Source organism: Pseudomonadota bacterium, from assembly GCA_036141575.1.
In the GTDB taxonomy this organism is placed as follows: Bacteria; Pseudomonadota; Alphaproteobacteria; order UBA2136; family JAPKEQ01; genus JAPKEQ01.
Genome location: JAYZXF010000006.1, coordinates 74,443 through 95,949, shown reverse-complemented (window position 1 = coordinate 95,949; position 21,507 = coordinate 74,443). Strand labels below are relative to the sequence as shown.

15 protein-coding genes are annotated in these 21,507 nt (G+C 45.9%); 7 read left to right on the top strand and 8 right to left on the bottom strand.

Going from position 1 to position 21,507, the window contains the following annotated elements; all coding sequences use genetic code 11:
• The first annotated feature begins 112 nt into the window (after positions 1 to 112).
• Entirely contained in the window at positions 113 to 1,885 is a 1,773-nt protein-coding gene (locus tag VX730_03515) for a hypothetical protein (protein ID MEC9291448.1), read from the top strand.
• A gap of 55 nt (positions 1,886 to 1,940) precedes the next feature.
• Here the strand turns inward: VX730_03515 and VX730_03510 are convergent, their stop codons facing one another.
• The 8 genes from VX730_03510 to VX730_03475 form a co-directional block, all read right to left on the bottom strand.
• The gene (locus VX730_03510) at positions 1,941 to 2,573 is read right to left on the bottom strand and encodes an ABC transporter substrate-binding protein (GenBank protein MEC9291447.1); all 633 of its coding nucleotides are present in this window, start codon (positions 2,571 to 2,573) and stop codon (positions 1,941 to 1,943) included.
• Between the two features lie 13 nt (positions 2,574 to 2,586).
• The gene (locus VX730_03505) at positions 2,587 to 5,073 is read right to left on the bottom strand and encodes an MMPL family transporter (GenBank protein MEC9291446.1); all 2,487 of its coding nucleotides are present in this window, start codon (positions 5,071 to 5,073) and stop codon (positions 2,587 to 2,589) included.
• Between the two features lie 38 nt (positions 5,074 to 5,111).
• The gene (locus tag VX730_03500) at positions 5,112 to 5,804 is read right to left on the bottom strand and encodes a VacJ family lipoprotein (protein MEC9291445.1); all 693 of its coding nucleotides are present in this window, start codon (positions 5,802 to 5,804) and stop codon (positions 5,112 to 5,114) included.
• A gap of 113 nt (positions 5,805 to 5,917) precedes the next feature.
• The gene (gene zapE, locus VX730_03495; GenBank protein ID MEC9291444.1) at positions 5,918 to 6,976 is read right to left on the bottom strand and encodes a cell division protein ZapE; all 1,059 of its coding nucleotides are present in this window, start codon (positions 6,974 to 6,976) and stop codon (positions 5,918 to 5,920) included.
• Entirely contained in the window at positions 6,973 to 7,728 is a 756-nt protein-coding gene (locus VX730_03490; protein ID MEC9291443.1) for a pseudouridine synthase, read from the bottom strand. The genes zapE and VX730_03490 overlap by 4 nt, the downstream gene beginning before the upstream one ends.
• Before the next feature lie 5 nt (positions 7,729 to 7,733).
• A complete protein-coding gene (locus VX730_03485) occupies positions 7,734 to 9,131 on the bottom strand; it encodes an aldehyde dehydrogenase family protein (GenBank protein MEC9291442.1) in 1,398 nt (465 codons plus the stop codon).
• Between the two features lie 18 nt (positions 9,132 to 9,149).
• Positions 9,150 to 10,946 (bottom strand): Na/Pi cotransporter family protein, encoded by a 1,797-nt coding sequence (locus VX730_03480; protein ID MEC9291441.1) that lies wholly within the window; start codon positions 10,944 to 10,946, stop codon positions 9,150 to 9,152.
• Positions 10,947 to 10,958: 12 nt separating this feature from the next.
• On the bottom strand, positions 10,959 to 11,843 hold the full coding sequence (locus tag VX730_03475) for a TIGR01777 family oxidoreductase (GenBank protein ID MEC9291440.1): 885 nt from the start codon (positions 11,841 to 11,843) through the stop codon (positions 10,959 to 10,961).
• A gap of 126 nt (positions 11,844 to 11,969) precedes the next feature.
• Here VX730_03475 and VX730_03470 point away from each other — a divergent pair, with 126 nt between their 5' ends.
• The 6 genes from VX730_03470 (at position 11,970) to VX730_03445 (ending at position 21,495) form a co-directional block, all read left to right on the top strand.
• On the top strand, positions 11,970 to 12,782 hold the full coding sequence (locus VX730_03470) for a GGDEF domain-containing protein (GenBank protein MEC9291439.1): 813 nt from the start codon (positions 11,970 to 11,972) through the stop codon (positions 12,780 to 12,782).
• 204 nt (positions 12,783 to 12,986) lie between these two features.
• On the top strand, positions 12,987 to 14,930 hold the full coding sequence (locus tag VX730_03465; protein ID MEC9291438.1) for a flagellin: 1,944 nt from the start codon (positions 12,987 to 12,989) through the stop codon (positions 14,928 to 14,930).
• Positions 14,931 to 15,025: 95 nt separating this feature from the next.
• Positions 15,026 to 16,957 (top strand): flagellin, encoded by a 1,932-nt coding sequence (locus tag VX730_03460; GenBank protein ID MEC9291437.1) that lies wholly within the window; start codon positions 15,026 to 15,028, stop codon positions 16,955 to 16,957.
• Between the two features lie 228 nt (positions 16,958 to 17,185).
• Positions 17,186 to 18,793, top strand: a complete 1,608-nt coding sequence (locus VX730_03455; protein ID MEC9291436.1) for a carboxyl transferase domain-containing protein — start codon at positions 17,186 to 17,188, stop codon at positions 18,791 to 18,793.
• Positions 18,794 to 18,803: 10 nt separating this feature from the next.
• A complete protein-coding gene (locus VX730_03450; protein ID MEC9291435.1) occupies positions 18,804 to 19,598 on the top strand; it encodes an enoyl-CoA hydratase-related protein in 795 nt (264 codons plus the stop codon).
• A complete protein-coding gene (locus tag VX730_03445) occupies positions 19,591 to 21,495 on the top strand; it encodes a biotin carboxylase N-terminal domain-containing protein (GenBank protein ID MEC9291434.1) in 1,905 nt (634 codons plus the stop codon). Before VX730_03450 ends, VX730_03445 begins: the two co-directional genes overlap by 8 nt.
• Positions 21,496 to 21,507 lie beyond the last annotated feature (12 nt).

Here is a 21,507-nt window from a genome sequence, read left to right as displayed (position 1 = left end):
AGAGTTTTCAAAATAAATGGGATTTCGCTTGATCTGATCTTTTTGATTGGGTAAATTGTATCCAACTTTCTATCTTAATTCTCTTTTTCTCATTGCCATGGAGGATTCCAAAATGGCTAAACCTAAGATTCGTGAAGAATGGGAACTGTTTATCAGTATCCTGAATAACCATGGTCTTTATCCCGAACTGGAAGACGTAGCTGAACACTACGAAATCCGGATGGCGACGCTCAAGCGTTGGATGAATGATTATGAAGACTTTCGCCTGAAAGTTGATCGCTCTGAGCGCAAAAACCTGCCGAAGGTGCACAGCCGTGGTAAAGCACGCCTGTACGCCATTCCCCATGAAGATGACACCAGTCATCTGGGCGGCCCTGGTGGTTACTGTGTGACCAGTGCTCTGTTTGGCTCTCGTGTGAACCGCCATGTCCTGAAGGCCATGAAAGTTTATGCGAAGCGTAAAGGTGCAAAATGCGTTGTGTTGCCGAGCCAGTATGGTACGACCTACAAGCTCAACAAAGCAACCAATGAGTACGAGCTGATTACTGCGCTGCCCAGCGTGATCACCAAAGATGAAGATCTGACGGTGGTTTATGCGGAACGCCAGGACGAAGTTGAGCTTTCACATAAGGTTGCGATTAACACGCAGCGTTTGGAGCCAACTCTGGACCAGCCTCTCTCTCGCCTTGAAGCTGTTGGCGGCAAGCAAACCCAAATTTTTGGCCATCCCAAGATGGACATGAAGGCGGTTGCTGTTGACAACGTGGGTACGCCCAAGCTTCTGATTTGTACCGGTGCGATCACTTATCCTGATCGTTACAAGGAAAGCAAAAAGGCACGTATTGCGCGTGAACGTCATTGCTGGGGCTTTGTTTACGTCCATGTGAACGAAGACGGCACCTTCCATTATCGTCAGATCCTCTCCAACGAATTTGGTGAGTTTTATGACATTGATGGTGTGTTCTATACTCCGTCGGGCGCCAAGAAGCAGAAAAACGCAGTGGACTCTCTTGTGATGGCTGACCTTCACAACGGTGCGACTGATCCTGTTTGTCTGTGGCTGACCTTCTGTAAAGGAGGGGTGGTAGATACGCTGCGTCCGCAGTGGATTCACCTCCATGACAGCTTCAATGGTCACTCGGTGAGTGAACATGACAAAAAGGACAAACGTATCATGTCCCTGAAAGCCGCTCGCGGCCTTCTGGATGTGGAGACCGAGCTGCAACAGCTTCTGGATCGTTACCGCTGGATGATGAAGATGGCACCTGGAGCGAAGTTCAAGGTTGTTCCATCGAACCACTGTGAGTGGTTGGATCGCTGGCTCAATAGCGATGATCCTTTGTCGTCCTATAAGCAATGGCTGAGCCGTGTGGAGTTTGCCCGGGTTGCAGAAACCTACGGTAAGCTGGTGCGCATTGTTGAAGAATATCAGCAAAAGCACCCGCATAGTGAGCTTGGCGCAATGCCGATCTACATGATTGCGCACATGACAGCAGCGGAGCGGAAACGCTTCATCTTCCTGGAACGTGACGATGACAGCTTGCATCCCCTTGATGCTGCAGATCCGATCAAAATGGATATGCACGGTGATATGGGAAGCAAGGGTTCTAAAGGGAGTGTGGCGCAGTTTGCCCGTGCTTCGATGCGAACCTTTACTGGACACGCACATACGCCTGTGATTAACGGCACCGCATGGCAGGTTGGTACATCCACCGGCCGTGAGCGTTACGTTAAAGGCCTGTGTGACTGGCTCAATACCCACGGTATTGTTTACAAGAATAGCCAGCGTCAGATGATTAACCTCATCGATGGTGCTTTCAGTGAAAACAGCATTCGTGTTCTTCTGGAAGACTGTCCGCCTGAAATGATGGAAGTCGCAATTTAAACGAAATAGGAAAGCCCCCAGTCGGGGGCTTTCTTATCCTGTTTAGTAGGTAAAATTACTTCGTTGCAACACCATCGTGGCCGTTACCATTTACTGTTACATTCCAGCTCGCAATCACTTTTTCGATGTCACCACCATACTGTGTCATGGCGCTGTTAAACTGGTTACGGTAAGTCAGCCCCATGTTTACACCATCAAGAATGACGTTACGCACCATCCAGTTGCCATCAATGTTACGTAGGCTGTAGTTCACGTTGTACGTTTTGCCAGAGGCTTCTGTAACAACCATGCTTGCAGCAGCTTTTTCGTTTGTTTGGTTTTCAATCGGCTTTACATCAATTGCAGTAATGGCAAATTCTGTAAGAGACTTGCTGTAAAGGTTGACCATTGTTTCTTTGAAAACGCGGTTGAATGCTGTTTTCTGATCTTCACTCATCACTTTACGGTGTTTACCCATGACAGCTTTTGCAATGCCGTTAAAATCGATAATAGGCGTCAGCATAGACTCAATTTGAGTCGTATCTACTTCTGTGAGACCTTGTTGTGTCTTGATGAAGTCCATCATTTCCATAGCCGCACTCTCTACAGCCACTTGTGCTGAGTTTTCGCGTGCTTGTAGCTCTAGTGCTGTCATGCCTACAGAAAGGCCTAGAACGGCTGTTAGAAGTAGTTTTTTATATGTTTTCATCTCTGTTTCTCGCCTAGCTATTTCTAAATACTCTATAAAACCTTATGAGGAGTGCTGGTAGTATAGTTAAATTCGCGAACAATGCCAAGGCCATTGCAAGCGCTGCTAAAAGCCCAAAGTAGACTGTCGGGACAAATTGTGAGGCACACAGGATAGAAAAACCAATCATGACGGTTACAGATGTCATGTAAAGGGCACGACCAATAAATCTGTGGCTGTGACGGACAGCAAAGTCTACGTCACCACGGCTTTTCTCTAGATTTTCTCTAAAGTGATACAAATAGTGAATCGCATCATCGACACCAATACCAATGACAATAGAGGCAATGGTGATTGTCATCATATCCAGTGGAATGCCAGCAAGACCCATAAAACCAAGAATCATAAAGGCTGCAATGACATTCGGGAAGATACCGATAAGTGCCATCTTGTAGCAGCGTAGTAGAATTGTGAACATCAAGAATGTTGCACCAATCACAAAGCCAAGTGTTGAAGCTTGTGATTCAAAGAGTTTTTTCAACATGCCATTAAAGAGGACGTTCATGCCTGTAATACGTACTTGGCCTTCATCAAAACCAAGTTCATTGATGGCGTGGCTTTCAATCTCTTGAATCATCTCATCACGGGAGAACTTGCCGTATGTTTCTTTAATGCGTGTTGAAATGCGCATGTAGCCATTAAATGGAGAGGCATAAGGGGCAATGAAATCGTTGCGGAGCTCTTTTGGCGCTGAGCCAAGAACTGCAACCATTTCAACCGCGCCAAGAGGTTGGCCACCATTAAAATCGCGGGCCATAACTTCAAGTGTTGCAAGAGAGATGACCTTACCAATCTCTGGACGAGAGTTAAGGTAGTCTTCAATTTCACGTACACGGTCGATTTTATCGGGTGTAAACCAGTAGCGTTCTGGGTATGTATCTGCTTCATCGGCGCCGCCAAAGTCATCAAAGAATTCGTCTTCTTCATCGACTTCTTCAACCTTGTAAGGTGGGAAGCTCACAATCACGTCCATTGGCACAGTACCGCCAAGGTTTTCATCAATAAAGGCGAGGCCTTTGTAAATCTCTGTTTCGCCACCAAAGTAGTCGAGGAAGCGGTTTTCTAGGCTGAGTTTGTTTAAGCCAAAAAGAGTGACAAGAATAATCACAACCACACCCCATAGCACATAACGCGTTTTCTTAGCCGCAAGACGGTAAGCATAACGAATCATTGGTGTGTTATTATCACGTGTTGTTTCTGTCAATTTCTCTTTTGGAAGTAAAAGTAGGATCGCTGGCATCAGTGTGTATGCCACAATAAAGGCCACCCATACACCCATGCACATAATGAGGCCGAAGTCTTTTACTGGAACAATAGTGCTTGTTGCAAGAGAGGCAAAACCAACCATTGTTGTGAGTGTTGTGTAGAAGCATGGTGCAAATTTATCTTGGAATGTTTTATGGACCAGTTCACGGTTTGTAAGTTCTGGGTGTTGCTCCAGTGTTTCCCGGTATTTGTTAATCAGGTGAACAGCAATAGATACAGACAGAATCACCAGAATAGAAATAAAGTTAGACGAGACAACGGTTACCGGCTTTTCTAGTGCACCGAGAATACCAATTGAAAACATAGCTGTGACAACTGTAATGGCCATTGGGATCACAACCCAACGGAGTTTGCGGTAAAACATAAACAGAGTGAACATCATGAGTAGGAGTGTCCCCGTTCCAAAGAACATAATATCTGTTTGAACGTAGCTAATCATATCTGATGCGATGAGTGGTAGGCCACCAAGATAAATCACAGCATGTTCAGTATAGCTATCACGCACGTTTTTAACGTTTTGAATGGCTTCTTCACGATGCTCAAGGAAGCGCTTATAAACGTCTAGGTAAGCCGCTTCAACATCTTTTAGGTGTTCAACTTGCTCTGCTGTTTTATTTTTATTCAGTCGGAGGCTTTGGCGCTCTTTAAACAGTTTGTCAAGGGCTGGGTTACCTTCAAAGCGGACACGAATGGCAGTGCTTTTACCATCTTCACTAATTAAGAGATTGCTAAAGAGAGGACTCGCTGTGAGTTCGCTTTGCGCTGCTGTAAAGTCAACATCATCAGAAAGTAGTGTTCTGAAGTTGGTAGCCATTTCAGCGAGAGGAACAGGCGGGCTTTTTAGGAGGGGGGCATCAAGAAGTGTTGTGACTTCATGCACGCCAGGCACTTGTTCTATGTCATGTTCAAAGCGTTGGAGAAGTTCAACAGATTCCGCAGAAAACAGTGTACCGCTCTTTGGTGCAAATGTGAGGATAAGGGCGGTTTCATCACCAACCTCTTCAACAATTTCACGGTAGTATGCAAGTTCTGGATCGTCTTCTGCAACCAATGTGTCGGCAGAAGCGTCGTAGTAGAAGTCTTTTGAAAAGTGTGCCGCAGCAAATAATAAAACCAAAAGGGCCATAAGAATGGCCTTTGGATGTTTCAGTGCGCACATATATGCGCTCGAAGCGTGTTCAATAACGCGGTTCACTTAGAACTCCTGGGTAAGTTATTAAAAAGTTGCGTAACCTATTCAATATCATCAAGGAACGGATCATCCGAACCCATCTCAGCATCTTTAACAAGATATTCACGACGTTGCAAGTAAGCATCACGCATAAACTCGTATTTTTCGCCTGTTACAAACGTTTCCATACCTTGGTAACGTGTGCGAGCGTCGATAACAGAAAGAGCAAACATACGGTTCTTATCATCGTTATCTTGGATGTACGTGATTGGGTTCGTGTAACGGTCAGCAAAGCGGCCAACACCATCACGTACAGAAGAAGGACCAAAGACTGGTAGAACAAGGTATGGGCCTGAGCCAACGCCCCATGCACCGAGTGTTTGACCGAAGTCTTCTTGGTATTTGGGCATGCCACCATCTGTCGCAACATCAAAAAGTCCACCAATACCAATTGTTGAGTTCATTGCAAAGCGACCAGTGCTCTGTAGAGCCTCTTTAGGCTTCCCTTGTAGCACTTGGTTGATAATCACCGTAGGTGTGTAAAGGTTATCGAAGAAGTTTCTTACACCCTTTTCAGCAAAGTCAGGTGTAACAAACTGATAGCCTTTTACAATTGGTGAAATAATGGCTGTATCCAGCATGTGGTTGAATGCAAAAATCTTGCGGTTCATGCCCTCAAGTGGGTCTGAGCCTGCATGTGCAGAAAAACTAAATGCTGTGCTCAGCACGCTGAGTGCCAAAATTGATTTTTTCATAAAATCTCTCCCTAAATTCCTAAACCCCATGATGCCACAGAATCTTATATCAGCCAGCCAAAAAATATCTCTTAAATAACTAACTGTGTAGCTAAAAGCACAGTTTGTTGTAATTATGCACTTTTGAGGCGTTTGCTGTGGGCATGATTCAACTCATAAATACGTGAAAGTGTGCGCTCAAAGGCAAAGGCTGCATCTGGCGCGGTGCAGATCGTGTCAATGTCATGTTCGCTTGAGAGGAGGATGGGGACGCCTGATTCATAAGCGATATCCACCATCACAATAAAACGCATAATGGCTTCAGTTTTAGAAACGTTAAGCTCTGGAATGTTATCAACCAGCAAATGACTGTGCTTAGACACAAGCTCTAAATATTCTGCACGGCCAAGCGCGTGTTCACAAAGTTCTGAAAAGTCAGCCCAGAGTGCTTGTGAGTGTACGCCTTTTGCCTGAAGTGTGAAGTACCCAAGTTCAAATGGGGTCTGCTCAGCATCTACGCCTGTGAGGGTCTTAAATGCGTCGTTAAAATCGGTATCAATAAGCGCTGCGCCATCTTCTTTGCGGTAATCTGTGCCAGCCCCAAGGTCTAGGACGTCCATGTTGGCCAGAAGGCTTTTCATAAAGGGCATAATATGGCTGCGGTTATGACCGTCTTGGAAAAGGTTCTCAATGCCCCAGTTACTTGTGGCACAAAGCGTGACACCGCAGTGGAAAAGCGCGTCAATCAAGCGCCCAAGCATCATGCCATCAGCGATGTTGGTAATGAAGAATTCATCAAAACAAAGAAGCCTGCAACCTGCCGCAATTTCACTGGCCATAAAGTGCATGCGGTCTACACCTGCTGGAGGGGTGAGGTCATGCATGCGGGTATGAAGTTCTTCCATGAAAGAGTGGAAGTGCACACGGCGCTTTTTAGCTGTGGTGATGCTATCAAATACGTCCTGCATCAGCATAGATTTACCACGGCCGACCGTACCAAACATGTAAAGGCCTTTGAGGTCTGGTGTGTCACCATCAGCTGTACGCCAAACATGAATGCCCTTGTGTTCTACAAAGGCGAGTTCTGTGTTGTTGAAAGCGGTGCAAAAGGTATCAAGCGCAGGCAAAAAGCCCTGTTGAATCTCATCTGGGGTTAGGTCTCTGGCACTGTAGAGTGCAGAAGGTGAACTCACAGATCATAACCCTTCTTGCGCAGTTGTTTAATGAGCTTTTCCACTTGGTGGCGCGGCACTTCATGGATACTACCGCGTGTGAGTGGTTTAAGGTGGTACGGGCCATACTGAATACGAATCAGACGGTTGACCACGCAACCGAAGTGTTCCATCATTTTACGAACCTCACGGTTTTTACCCTCAGTCAGCGTAATTTGGTACCACGTGTTTTTACCTGATGGTTGTTTTTCCATGCGAATTTTAGCGCCGCGGTATTCAACACCACGCACTTTAACACCGCGTTCGATCTTTTCAATTTGCTTATCTGTCAGGCGACCATGCACACGAATACGGTAGACACGTTCCATGCCTGTTTCAGGGCTCATAAGTGCTTGTGCAAGGGGGCCATCTGTAGAAAGAAGCAGGAGACCCTCACTGTTTACGTCCAAACGTCCAACCGACATGATACGTGGCATGTCTTTTGGCCAAATTGGTGGGTTTAGGACTGGTAGGTCATAAATGGTTGCTCGGCCTTGTGGGTCTACATTGGTCACGAGAAAGTCGAGGGGTTTGTAGAGACGAAAGAGGCGTGGCAAAGGTTTATGCTTTGGCGTTACCTTCTTACCATCAACTTCGATAACATCTTTTTCACCAACAGGCGTTGTCGCCGTGGCGATACGCCCGTTAATGGTTACACGTTCATCTGCAACGAGGCGCTCTGCCTCACGGCGAGAACCTACACCTGCTTTTTGTAAATATACGTTTAAACGCATTGAATTTATTTCTCCTCAGCAATGACTTTAGTGATACATGCATCGTGGAAGCCCCACACGCCGTTTTCGCGGCCCATGCCTGAAAGCTTAACGCCACCAAATGGATTTTCAGGGCGACCAAACTCAGTTGTATTCACTTTTACCATGCCGCTTTCTATATCTAAACATGCCTGCTTAGCAAGCTTTTTATCTTCTGTGTATACGCTTGCACCTAGTCCGTAGATGGTATCGTTAGCAAGGGCAATGGCTTCTTCATAGGTTTTAAATGTACGTACAGGCAGCACTGGACCGAAGGCTTCTTCTTTCCAGATTTCCATATCGTCTGTAATACCTGTCATGATTGTTGGGGCGTAGTAAGCACCAGAAAGTGTTTCTGGAACGTAGCCACCGCACACAACAGTGGCGCCTTTTGCTTTCGCATCTTCAATTTGTGTAATGAGGAGTTTTTGCTGACGCTCAGCCGCAAGAGGGCCGATGTCTGTGCTTTCACTCATTGGGTCACCAATCACTTTAGTTTGTGTGAGTGCTTTGAGTTTTTCAACAACGCTGTCTGCAATGCTTTCATGCACGATCAGGCGTTTTGCTGAGCGGCAAATTTGACCACAGTTTGTAAAGCGGCCTGCGTAAAGGGCAGGGATCACTTTTTCAAGATCGGCATCTTCAAATACAACCGCAGGGTCACTGCCACCAAGTTCTAGGACAGCAGGGATAAATTTTTCACCAGCTTGCTTAGCGAGAATTTGGCCAACACGTGTGCTACCTGTAAAGTTGATCATGTCAATGTCATCAGCAATCATCGCTTGAGCCACTTCACCATCGCCGTAAATCACGCTAAATACACCAGTTGGGAACCCTGAAGCATTAATCAGCTCTTCAAGTTTCATGGCTGTGAGTTGCACTTCTTCAGAGTTTTTAAACACAATTGTGTTACCTGCAATGACGTACTGGAAGGTTGCCCATACAAAGTTGGATGGTGGGAAGTTCCAAGGAGAAATAGCGCCAAGCACACCACGTGGGATTTGAACAACGTGGTTAATTTCTGTGTCTGTTTCGTATGTTTTAACGGGAGCAAGAGCGCTTTCTGCATTGTCTAGAGCCCAGTCCATGTAGGCAAGGGCACGGTCAACTGTAAACAGGCTTTGTGTAATTGGCATGCCCATCTCTTTTGTTGTGAGTTCAGCAAGTTCTTGCTTGTGTTTAATAAACAGGTCGCGCAGTTTTGTTGCACATTTTAGACGCTCTTTAAGAGGTGTGTCACGCCATGTAGGGAAGGCTTTCCTTGCCGCAGCAACTTTAGCGGCAACGTCTTCTTTTGTGCTCATTGGCACACTGCCAAGCGTACTGCCATCAGCAGGGTTAATAGAGGTAATATGTGTAGCACTGATATTTTCTGCGACAGTCATGTGTGTGTTCCTTCTTCTTTAAAGGGTTGGGTCATCCCATGTGTTGGCGATGTTTTCATAATGTTGGTTGGGTGTTGTCTCTCCTGGAGGCACCATTTCACCGTGGAACTCAAGGACAGCACGGCTAATTTTACGACAGTGGAAATAGATACGATACAGGCTATCAAAGATATCCATTTCTACAGAATAGGTTTGGACGCGGTTGCGGGCTTTGGCACCAAGGCGCTCGTGACCATGTTTATGCGCGTCATTCAGCATGTCGGTGATTTCACCTTTCATCTCACGCACTTTTTTGGCGATATCAATATGTTCAAAATCAAGTGCAAGAATGGTCATAGACAGAGCATGCTCCACACGATCGGCAAGGGCGAGGATCACCTTTTGCGTTTGTGGGCTAATCACCACTTCACGCTTATTACGTTTGACACCAAGGCTGTACATTTCATCACCCATAATATCACTGATACTCTCAAGGTGGTTGGTGACTGTAATCAGGTACAGTTGTTCAGCAGACTGTTTATCGCTGAGTTCTTCACGGCTCAATTTAGACATAAATTTCAGCATTTGGCGGTAGTGTGAATCTGACATTTTTTCAGCCATACGTGCGGCGCGAAGTTTGCCGTCTGGTGCATCTAGAGCAAGGTCAACACAGTCTTTCAAGTCTTTCAAAATGCGGTTGGCAAAAATAGGTAGCTCTTTTTCATAAGCATCAAGGGCCATATCAGGTGTAACCAATAGCGCCTTATCAAGGTGTGCAACTTTCACCAGTTCTTTACGTGGCTTATCCTTAAAGAATTTAGAAAGCAGTTTGCTCACAAGTGGAATCAGCGGCAGGAAGATCAGAGCGACTAAAATGTTAAAGGCAGTGTGTGCGTTTGCAATTTGGCGAGAGTCTTCAAAGATGCTGGCAAATGGGCTCCAGATATGGTTTGGGTTCAAGAGTATGTCTTCTGCAAATATCAGGATTGGTAAAATGAGCAGAACCACAAATACTTTTGTAAGAACATGTACAGCAGCCACGCGGCGCGCTTCTGCATTTTTATTGAGAGAAACAAGAACCGCAGTAGAGGTACTCCCAATGTTTGCGCCCAGCATCATGTAAATGGCTGTAATCATACCGATAGCGCCCCCACTTACCAGAGCCAGAATAATACCCATCATTGCGGCGCTAGATTGCATAAGTGTGGTGGCAATGAGTCCAATCGCAAAAGCGAGAAGAGGGGAGTCTAAGTGGCTAATAAAGTTACCGAGCGGTGTGCCGGGTTTGAGCGCGGCAGCACTTTCTCCAACAATAAAGAGGCCAAAAAAGATAAACCCAACTGCCATGAGTGTACGGCCAAGATTATAAAGGTGTTCATTCTTATCATTCCATACCGCGCGCATGACAAAGCCAATGGCAATGGCGTAAAGGGCATATGTGCTGAGTTTGAATGCAATCAGTTGAACAGTAATGGTTGTACCGATATCTGCACCCAGTACAAGGCCAATAGATTGAGGCAGAGTGAGGGCGCGACTGTTAACAAGCGAGATTACCATAGCGATAACAGCGCCACTACTTTGTACCATTGTTGTCATGATCAGGCCGCTTGACATGGCATGGAAACGGCTCTTGGTCATGTGTGCCATGTAGTGACGTAGGTTGTTACCGCTGAGTGCTTTTACGGCAGCCGTCATCTTTTTAAGGCCATATAGAAGGAGTGAGACCCCACCAAACAGAAGCATAAATTCTTGTGCCCAGCCTTCTGTTTGAATGTCCAGTGCGTGCGCAGGTGAAGCTATCAATAAAAAGCATGTAAGAGCGAAAAGAATATGCATAAGAATCCTGTATTATTTTTTAAATATGTCTTTGAAAGCGCTTTCAAGAGTTGGGTGCTTAAATGTGAACCCGCTTTTTTCAAGCTTTTCTGGAACGATGGTGCGTCCGCCGAGAAGTAGTTCATCTGCCATATCTCGAAGGATGAATCGTAGCACAAAGGCAGGGGTGATGAAAAGGGTTGGGCGCTTCAGAGCTTGACCGAGTGCTTTTGCAAAGCTTCCTTGTGTGTCTTTTGCGGGGGTGGCCAGATTTACAGGCCCTTCAAGCTCGGTCTCTATAATATGCTGAATGGCGCGGACTTCGTCCTCTAGCGAAATCCATGCAAAAGGCTGTTTGCCACTGCCCATACGGCCACCGAGGCCCAGCATAAATGACGGCAGCATTTTTTTGAGAACGCCATCATGTTTGGCAAGCACAGGACTTGTACGAATGTATGTGAGTTTAACGCCTTTAGGCGCTGTGGCATGGCTCTCAATGGTTTTGCAGAGCGTTGCTGAAAAGTCTGAACCTGCAGGTGTTTCCTCTGTGCAAGGCTCTTCTCCAGTGGTGCCGTAAAACCCTGTGGCAGAACCCACAATGAGATGTTCAAGTTTAGGCATCTCTGCGCACATGCTGGTTACATGTTTAGCGAGTAATGTTCTGTTTTGCAGAAGGGCTTCTTTGCGTTTTTTTGTCCAAGGACGACGCGCAATATTATCGCCTGCAAGGTGGATGAGGTGAGTAGCTTCTTCTAAATGTTGTCTCGTATTCAGCACAGTGGTCGGCCACCATTCATGCGAGTCATTACCTCCGTGCCTGGAGAGAGAGAGAACTTTATGCCCGTCAGATTCGAGGGCAAGCTTAAGCGCAGAGCCGATTAGGCCAGACGCACCTGTAATTGCAATTATTTTTTTCATAGGGGGAAGTCTAAAATTAAAACCATGAAAAGTGAAGTTTTGAGTTGGTTGCCAGTTTAAAAATTGTTAGGATGCCCATAAACATTCATGGTGTTAAATAACAAATAAAAAAAGATACGCGTAAATATGTGGTCAAGATTCTTTCTATTTATGGTTGGTGTGGGTTTGCTAGTAAACTTTGCTTACATCGGAACAAGCATTGCACAAGCGGGTAACGTGCCGCATATTCTTGGCATTGCGTTTGCCGTTGCTGTTATGTTTGGCTCAGCTTTTGTATTTTCAAAAGTGATCGCAAACTCAATGATCAAAGATATTTCTGAAATCATCGAATACATTCACAAAGTTGAATTTGGTGAAAACATGGGTCCAATTAATGTGACTCGTAAAGATGAGCTTGGTACGCTTCAAAAAGTTGTGGGTAAGCTTGCTGCAAACAGCAAAGATAAAGCTGTTCAAGAAGCAAACGAAGATCCTCTAACAGGTCTTGCGAACCGTCGCTTCCTCATGCAACGCATGGAAGGTCTGACAAAGAGCCAAGCGAAATACGTAACATTCTTTATTGACCTTGATGGCTTTAAGCCAATTAACGATAAGTTTGGTCACGATGTGGGTGATGAAGCGCTTCAGGTTGTTTCTGACCGCCTGTCTGCTTGTGTGCGTGAAGAAGATGTTCTTTGCCGTCTCGGTGGTGATGAATTTGTCATTGTTCTGACAAACCTTGATAATCGTCAAGTTGCAGAGCAGCGCGCAAATAAAGTTCTTGAGCTTGTCGGCCAGCCAATTTGGATTAGCGGAAACCGTGTGCGCCTTGGTGCAAGTATCGGTATTGCATTCGCTCCAGAGGATGGTGACGATGCTGAGGCTGTCCTAAATGCCGCAGATGAATCTATGTATGCTGCGAAGCAAGGTGGTAAAAACCAGTTCCGTTTTTACTCTTAAGTCTCTGAAAAAATATAAAAAGCCCCCTTTCTAGGGGGCTTTTTTGATTGTCAGATAAATTTGCATAAATCATTTGCATGCTTTAGCATAAGTAGTATAGGACAAGTGCGCCTTGCGCTTCGTGTACAAGTTGCGCCGCACTTATCCACCCTCCAGGTAGGAGGTATAACAATATAGATAGAGGAAGGCATGTAGCCGCTCATTATGGTAAGAAGCTTAAACAGTTCTGTATCTGGAATGCGTGCAATCAACGCATTTAGAGACGCGTCACGCGCGTCTTCGTCGCAGCTGGCGAAGCTTTCTTCTGGGTCTCGTATTCCAAACGCAAAAGAAGATGTTGCCTCTTTATCTATCTCTAAAGGTATCAGCTTAGAAATTAGTGCCCTTAAATCAGCAAGAAACAACCTTTTACAAGCTTCTTCAATGTTGCAGATGGCTGATAGTGCGCTGGGTGATATTACTGATGTCTTAAACCGTATGGAAACGGTTGCGACACTTGCAAGAAACAGTACCAACAGCTCTATTGAGCTTCAGGCGCTTGATCTTGAATACCAGCAGCTTGTTGGTGCAATGGATAGCATTGTAAGTGGGACAGAGTTTAACGGAAGGAGTTTGCTGGGCGAGCAGCCAGAATTCCGTGTGTCTATTATTGAAGCTGATATTGCGACAGATAATGGGTTTGTTGGTTACAACATTAAGCCAAATTTCCCACTGCACCAAGATGGTGACCAGTTTGAAGTGACTTATGATAGTGCAACCAGCACAATGACCTTGCATCATGTGCGTGAGGATCGTTACCAAACACTGAATGTTCCAGCGATCGCTTCGGGCACAATTGAAGATTTAGATTTCACAGAAATGGGCGTAACGGTTAAATTAAACGATGCCTTTGATCCTTTAGCGGACATTGATCCTGCTGTGAATGCATCCACGTTGACGATTGGTGCGAACGTTATTACGCCCCCAACATTTGTGCCAAGTGATATTGCCGGTCTTGCTGTGCATCACAGTGCTGCTGATAGTGCCTTGAACATTACCGGTAATGGTGTGCGTGATGTTGGGGATTTAGACACGGCTTCTGGCGGTAATAATAATCTTTTCCAAAACAATGGTGGCCAGAGGCCGGATTTAGAAATTAACGGTGTATTTGGCCGAGATGCTTTTGACTTTGATGGCTCTGAGTACTTTAGAATTAACAATAATGCTGTGTTAAATACGGCTTCTCATGACCAAAAATCATTTGCCTTTTCATTTAGGACGGGCGGTGATGTTGCTTCTACGCAGCTAATTTGGGAAGAGGGTGCAGGTGTAAATGGTATGAATGCCTACATTGATGGCGGGCAGTTATATTTTGGTATTTATCGTTCTAATGGGGCGAATGGCACATGGTTGAGCACTGCGATTAACCCAAGCACAGATTATACGGCTTCCTTTACATTTGATAGAGCCACAAACTCAACAACCATGTATCTTAATGGTGTGCAAGTTGCTGCAGGCGCTGGCCTTGGCCCTGGTCAAACGTTTCCTTCACACTCAGGTGGTATGGCAATGGGGCGTACTAACGGGACGACAATTTATCACTCTGGGCTTTCTGGAAACAATACTGACTTCTTTACGGGGCGTATTGGTGAGTTTATTTATTACAATAATGCACTGACAGCAACAGAGCATGCAGACCTTGATAGTTATATGAACAATGTGGTTTTCTCAGACATCCTCTTTAATACAGAAGAACTGGATATTCAAGCTGCCGCTGGAGCGGATATGGTCGATCGTATTTCTTTGGAAATTCCTAAAATTGCAGAGCAGGTTTATTTGATTGGGCAGACAAATGTACTGAGTGATTCTGCTGCTGGCGCTGCGCATACACAGATTGGTCTTATGATGGATGCAGTGAGTGAGGCTCGAGCAGATTTAGGGAGTTTGATGAATCGCTTCTCATTTGCGGAAGGAGTTGTCTCTATCAGTATTGAAAACCAATCTCAGGCTGAGTCAACTCTATCTGATGCAGATATTGCAAGAGAGATGACAGAGTTTATCAGTAAGAGTGTTCTGTTAGATTCTTCAACGGCAATGATCCAGAGAAGTCAAGAAAGTGGGCGGTATGTGCTCGACTTGCTTGATGGTTCTCTGGGTGCGGTTGCTTAAGTTCTTCTTTCTTTTTCTATAAATTTTATTTTCGGCACGGTTTTTGAATGTTTCTTGTGTGGGCTTATGTCCTAAACGTAACAAGAGACAGAAAAATGGTAAGAAGTTTAAACGGTTCTATTGCCAGTATGCGCGCCATTAATGCATTTAAGGGCGCGTCTCGTCTTGCGTCGTCTCAGCTTGCAAAACTGTCCTCAGGTTCACGTATTCCAAACGCCAAAGAAGATGCGGCATCCCTCTCTGTCTCTAAAGGGATTAGCCTTGAAATTCAGGCGTTAAAATCTGCCAGAAGTAACCTTCTTCAAGGATCATCTATGATGCAAATGGCTGAAGGTGCGCTTGGTACCATGGCGGATACGTTAAACCGTATGGAAGTGATTAGTACGCTTGCGCGTAACTCAACCAATAGCCCACAAGAGCTACAGGCTTTAGATTTAGAATACCAGCAACTGGTTGGTGCTTTAGATAGCGTTGTGAGCGGCACAGAGTTTAATGGTAGGTCTCTTCTTGGAGAGAGGCCTGAGTTCCGTATGGGAATTATTGACGCGGATGTAGATAGTGATGACGGGTTTGCTGGATATAATGTTGAACCAAATTTCCCACTTCATCAGGATGGGGACTTTTTCGAGATTTCGTACGATCATAATTCACGCCTTATGACCATGCACCATGTGCGCACAGATAGGTATCAAACCGTAGAGCTTCCCAATATTGATGCGGGTACGATTGAGAACATTCGTTTTAGTGAAATGGGGATGACCGTTAAGTTAAACGGTGATTTTAACGATACTGTAAGCTTTGATCCAACAACACATAATACAGATATTTCCATTGCAGCCAACACTGTTGGTGTCACAACTTTTGTACCAAGTGATATTGCAAACCTAGTTATGCATGTGAGTGCGGCTGCAAGCCCTCTAACGCTAACAGGTAATGGTGTACAAAACGCAGGTGACCTTGCACCAGTACTCGGTGGAAATAACGCGTTTATTCAAAACCTAGGTTCTAGCCAGCCAGATATTGATAACGGTGCCGTATTTGGCCGAGATGCTTTTGACTTTGATGGCACAGAAAACTTTATTTTAAGCGATAATGCAGAGATTAACATTAATGCCCACCAGCAAAAAAGTGTTGCGATGAGCTTTGCCACTGGCGGTAACGTGGCTGCCCGTCAACTCCTTTGGGAAGAGGGTTCAACGGTTAATGGTCTCAATGTTTATATTGATGGTGGAAACCTTTACTTTGGTGTGTACCGTTCAAGTGGTGCCAATGGGACGTGGCTCAGTACGCCAATTGCACCAAATTCACAGTATTCTATGTCAGCAACATATGACAATATTACCAACACTACAGCTCTTTACTTAAACGGAGTTCAGGTTGCGGCTGGTGCTGGTATTAATGGTGTTCTGCCTGCTCACTCTGGTGATATTGGGGTGGGCCGTTTGAATGATAATACAATTTACCATGACGGGCCTTCAGCTCCAGATACAGATTACTTTACGGGGCAAATTGCAGAGATTGTTTACTATAATAATGCGCTTACTCCAGCAGACCATGTCAATTTAGATGCATACCTGACAAGTAGCGCCTTTACAGAGATTCTGTTTAATAGTGATGAGATTAATATTCAGGCTGCAAGTGGTGCGGATATGGTGGATCGCATTGCTCTAGATATTCCACAAATGGCTAAGGTCGTGTATGACCTTTCGCAAACCAATATCCAAAGTTCTTCAGCAGCCAATGCTGCGCACACTGCGATTGGTGTGGCGATGGATGCCATTAATGCTGCTCGCGCAGATGTAGGAAGCTTTATGAACAGGCTTGCCTTTGCTGAAGGTCTCGTTTCTGTGAGTATTGAAAACCAAACGCAGGCTGAATCTACTCTTGCAGATGCAGATATCTCTCGTGAAATGACCAGCTTTATGAGTCAAAGCCTCATTCTTGAAACGGCGTCAGAAATGATTTTGAAGGGTCAAGAAAATGGCCAGCAAGTTCTTGCACTTCTGGACGGATCGCTCGGTCAGTAAATTTTTTATAAAACGCACCCTTCATAGGCTGCAAATCATAAATGTGCTGCGCTTCCTTTACTCATGTGCGTTTAGCACACTGCGAGACGGTTCTCGCACATTATTATTTTCGCTGATGCCTGTCGTGTTTTATAGAAAAATTACATATTGCACATGCTATTGGGGTTCTTGCCATTTTATGGTACTTTATCTTCGCTAAAACTTAATAGGAAGAAAGGCGGACACACAGTGCCTCAAATAAAAAGCCAAATTTCAGCAGGTTCAGAAAGCTTTCAAACCAACGAAGCAGCAATGAAGGCGATCGTTGAAGACCTTCAAAATACAATCCAAAAAGTGAGTGAAGGTGGCGGTGAAAAATACCGTGCCAAGCATACAGCCCGCGGCAAACTTCTTCCTCGCGCGCGAATTGATACGCTGATTGATGCAGGGACAAGTTTCCTTGAACTTTCTCAACTGGCAGGCCATGAGGTGTACGGCTCTGATGTACCAGCGGGTGGCGTGATTACAGGTATTGGTGTGGTAAACGGTCAAGAATGCATGATTGTGGCAAATGATGCGACAGTAAAAGGCGGTACATACTTCCCAACAACAGTGCGTAAGCATCTACGTGCACAGGATATTGCCTTCCAAAACAGCCTTCCTTGTATTTACCTTGTAGATAGCGGTGGTGCCTTCCTTCCACTGCAAGATGAAGTATTCCCAGACCGTGATAACTTCGGTCGTATTTTCTATAACCAAGCGAGACTCAGTGCTGCAGGCATTCCACAAATTGCTGTGGTGATGGGTAGTTGTACTGCGGGTGGTGCGTATGTACCAGCTATGAGTGATGAAACCATTATTGTGAAAAACCAAGGCACGATCTTCCTTGGTGGTCCACCACTTGTAAAAGCGGCAACTGGTGAAGATGTGAGCGCTGAAGACCTTGGTGGTGGCGACATGCACACGAAGGTTTCTGGTGTGGCAGATCACTTGGCAGAAGACGATACACACGCACTTGCAATTGCCCGTGATGTGGTGAAGAACCTTGCTCGCCGTAAACCAACAATGCCAGCAACGAAAAAGCCAACACCGCCAGCTTACCCAACAGAAGAGCTGTACGGTGTCGTGCCAACAGATTTGAAAACACCTTACGACATTCGTGAAGTGATTGCGCGTCTGGTTGATGGCAGTGAGCTAGATGAGTTTAAAGCAAACTACGGTACAACGCTGGTCACAGGCTTTGCACATATCCACGGTTACCCAGTGGGTATTATTGCCAATAACGGTATTCTATTTAGTGAGTCTGCTGAAAAAGGTGCGCACTTTGTGCAGCTGTGCTGTCAGCGTGGTGTACCAATCCTCTTCCTGCAAAACATTACAGGGTTCATGGTTGGTAAAAAGTATGAGCAAGGTGGTATTGCAAAAGATGGTGCTAAGCTTGTAAACGCTGTCGCAACGGCAGATGTACCAAAGATCACTGTCCTTGTCGGTGGATCATTTGGTGCAGGTAACTACGCAATGTGTGGACGTAGCTTTAGCCCACGATTCCTCTTCTCATGGCCAAACAGCCGTATTAGCGTAATGGGTGGTGAGCAAGCGGCAAGTGTGCTTGCAACGGTTAAGCGTGACGCTATGGAAAAGGCAGGACAGGAATGGAGCGCTGAAGAAGAAGCGTCATTCAAAGAGCCTGTGCGCGAGCAATACGAGAAGCAGGGGCACCCATACTATGCAAGTGCACGTCTGTGGGACGATGGGGTGATCGACCCAGCGCAAACACGTGACATTCTAGGTTTAGCCCTAGCCACATCAATGAATAGGCCGGGCGGTGACACCGAATTCGGTATTTTTAGAATGTAAGGTGGAAAAAATGAGTTCAGTTCTTTTAGAGAAACAAAACGGCATAGCGGTGGTTACGCTGAATCGTCCAGATGTTCATAACGCGTTTGATGAAGAGATGATTGAGTCTCTCACAAGCACATTTACAGAACTTGCAGCAGATCGCTCTCTGCGTGCAGTTGTGCTTAAAGCCAATGGCAAAAGCTTCTGCGCCGGTGGAGACCTGAATTGGATGAAGCGTGCTGCAAACTTTACAGAAGCAGAAAACAAAGCTGATGCTCTTAAGCTAGCAGGTATGGTGGATGCCATCTACGCTTGCCCGCATCTAACTGTTGCCCTTGTTAAAGGTGCAGTGTTTGGTGGCGGTGTTGGTGTTGTGAGTGCTTGTGACGTTGTGATTGCAGATAAAGACAGCAGCAAGTTTTCACTCAGCGAAGTGAAGCTTGGCCTTATTCCAGCTGCCATTGCACCTTATGTGCTGCGTGCTATGGGTCCTCGTAATATGGGGCGTTACGCAGTCACAGCAGAACGTTTCTGTGCGAAGAAGGCACAAAAAATGGGCCTTGTGCACGACAAAGTGAATGGCGAAGCTGAACTAGAAAGTGCGCTTGCAGGCCTTCTTAAAAACATTTCATCAAACGCACCAGAAGCGATGCGTGAAGCGAAAAAGCTTCAGCGTGAACTAGAAGCGATGACAATTGGTGAAGCAACGCTCGACCATACGGCGGGTGCGATTGCTGCACGTCGTGCAAGTGATGAAGGTAAAGAGGGTATTAGTGCCTTCCTTGAAAAACGTTCTCCAAACTGGGTGAGTGCTGATGCTTAAAAAGATTCTAATTGCAAACCGAGGTGAAATTGCCTGCCGTGTGATGCGTACGGCATCAAAGCTTGGTGTAAAAACTGTTGCTGTTTACTCAGATGCTGACCGTTATGCGCCGCATGTAAGCGGGGCGGATGAAGCGTACCACATTGGCCGTTCTCCAAGCAGTGAAAGCTACCTGCGTGGCGATAAAATTATTGAAGTGGCTAAGAAGTGTGGTGCTGAAGGTATTCACCCTGGTTACGGGTTCCTCTCTGAAAACGCAGAGTTTGCACGTGCTTGTACCGAGGCAGGTATTGCCTTTATTGGCCCGGATGCAGAAAGCATGGACGCTATGGCCAGTAAGAGTGCTGCCAAAGCGCTTATGGAAGAGGCGAATGTTCCTGTGCTTGAAGGATATCACGGGGATGATCAATCACCTGCACACCTGAAGAGTGTTGCCGATAAAATTGGTTATCCAGTCCTTATTAAGGCTGTTGCTGGTGGTGGTGGCCGTGGTATGCGCCAAGTGTTTGAAGCGAGCGAGTTTGAGCGTGAGCTTGATAGTGCACGCCGTGAAGCAGAAAGCGGTTTTGGTAACCCAGATGTTCTGATTGAAAAATATCTTGTGAAACCACGTCACATTGAGGTGCAAATTTTTGGTGATAGCCACGGCAAAGTGGTGCACCTGTTTGAGCGTGACTGTAGTGTGCAGCGCCGTCACCAGAAGGTGCTTGAAGAAGCGCCAGCGCCTTGCCTTGATGTAGAAGTGCGAAAGCAACTTCTTGAAGCTGCGGTGCGTGCTGGTGAAGCGGTAAACTACAAAGGTGCGGGAACTGTTGAGTTTCTCCTTGATGGAGAAGGCCCAGACGCCAAGTTCTACTTTATGGAAATGAACACACGTTTACAGGTAGAGCACCCGGTGAGTGAATACGTGACAGGCCTTGATTTTGTTGAGTGGCAGCTGCGTGTTGCAAGCGGTGAACCTATCCCGCTTAAGCAAGATGAGATTACATGTACAGGCCATGCGATTGAGGCACGCCTTTGTGCAGAGAATGTGGAAGAGGGCTTCCTGCCATCTTCAGGCACACTTAAGGTGTGGCACATGCCAGAAGAAACAGAGAATCTACGTGTAGATACAGGCGTAGAGCAGGGCGGTGAAATCTCAAGCTTTTACGATAGTATGATTGCGAAAGTCATCACGTATGGGGAAACCCGTGACGAGGCTTGCGACACCCTTTCAAAAGCGCTTGAAGAAGGTATTGTGATGGGGCTTCCAACCAATCTTGGGTTCTTGAATGCTTGTGTAAATCACCCAGTCTTTAGGCAAGGTGGATTTGGAACAAGCTTCCTCACAAAAGAAGCAGCTGACGTTTTGCCATCTGTGATTTCTGAACCGTCAGAAAAACATTTGAATGCAGCAGCGTTTATGATTGGGAAAGCCAACGCAAAAGTTCAAGAAGAGCGTATGGGAAGCCATAACCCTTGGGCGAATGTGGTTGGTTTGCGCCTCAACTTACCGAAGTCAGAAAAAGTGACTATTGGCGGCAAGAGCATAGCGGTTCCAACTGAAAAGCCAGAAGGTTATGCATGGCAAGATGCAAAGCGCATTGTAGCCGTGGCTGACGGGACATACATTAGCATGCCATATCGTAGTGAACCTGTAGCTGAGGGAACTGTACAGGCATCAGAAGGCGCGCTGACAGCGTCTATCCCAGGTCAGGTAACAAAAGTGATGGCGAAGGCTGGTGAAGCTGTTTCAAAAGATCAAGCCCTCATGGTAATGGAAGCGATGAAGATGGAACATACAATGCGTGCGCCAGAAGACGGCATTATTGAAGAAGTTCACTATAACGTTGGTGATAAGGTCGATGACGGGGATGTATTGATCTCGTTTGTTGATAAGAAAGAAAAAGCTGCGTAAAATTTTCATTCA

What these genes read in the sequence shown, in the direction of transcription:
- VX730_03515 (MEC9291448.1), top strand. Translation starts at nt 113, where the DNA reads ATGGCTAAACCTAAGATTCGTGAAGAATGGGAACTGTTTATCAGTATC.
- VX730_03510 (MEC9291447.1), bottom strand. Translation starts at nt 2,573, where the DNA reads ATGAAAACATATAAAAAACTACTTCTAACAGCCGTTCTAGGCCTTTCT.
- VX730_03500 (MEC9291445.1), bottom strand. Translation starts at nt 5,804, where the DNA reads ATGAAAAAATCAATTTTGGCACTCAGCGTGCTGAGCACAGCATTTAGT.
- VX730_03490 (MEC9291443.1), bottom strand. Translation starts at nt 7,728, where the DNA reads ATGCGTTTAAACGTATATTTACAAAAAGCAGGTGTAGGTTCTCGCCGT.
- VX730_03485 (MEC9291442.1), bottom strand. Translation starts at nt 9,131, where the DNA reads ATGACTGTCGCAGAAAATATCAGTGCTACACATATTACCTCTATTAAC.
- VX730_03480 (MEC9291441.1), bottom strand. Translation starts at nt 10,946, where the DNA reads ATGCATATTCTTTTCGCTCTTACATGCTTTTTATTGATAGCTTCACCT.
- VX730_03475 (MEC9291440.1), bottom strand. Translation starts at nt 11,843, where the DNA reads ATGAAAAAAATAATTGCAATTACAGGTGCGTCTGGCCTAATCGGCTCT.
- VX730_03470 (MEC9291439.1), top strand. Translation starts at nt 11,970, where the DNA reads ATGTGGTCAAGATTCTTTCTATTTATGGTTGGTGTGGGTTTGCTAGTA.
- VX730_03465 (MEC9291438.1), top strand. Translation starts at nt 12,987, where the DNA reads ATGGTAAGAAGCTTAAACAGTTCTGTATCTGGAATGCGTGCAATCAAC.
- VX730_03460 (MEC9291437.1), top strand. Translation starts at nt 15,026, where the DNA reads ATGGTAAGAAGTTTAAACGGTTCTATTGCCAGTATGCGCGCCATTAAT.
- VX730_03450 (MEC9291435.1), top strand. Translation starts at nt 18,804, where the DNA reads ATGAGTTCAGTTCTTTTAGAGAAACAAAACGGCATAGCGGTGGTTACG.
- VX730_03445 (MEC9291434.1), top strand. Translation starts at nt 19,591, where the DNA reads ATGCTTAAAAAGATTCTAATTGCAAACCGAGGTGAAATTGCCTGCCGT.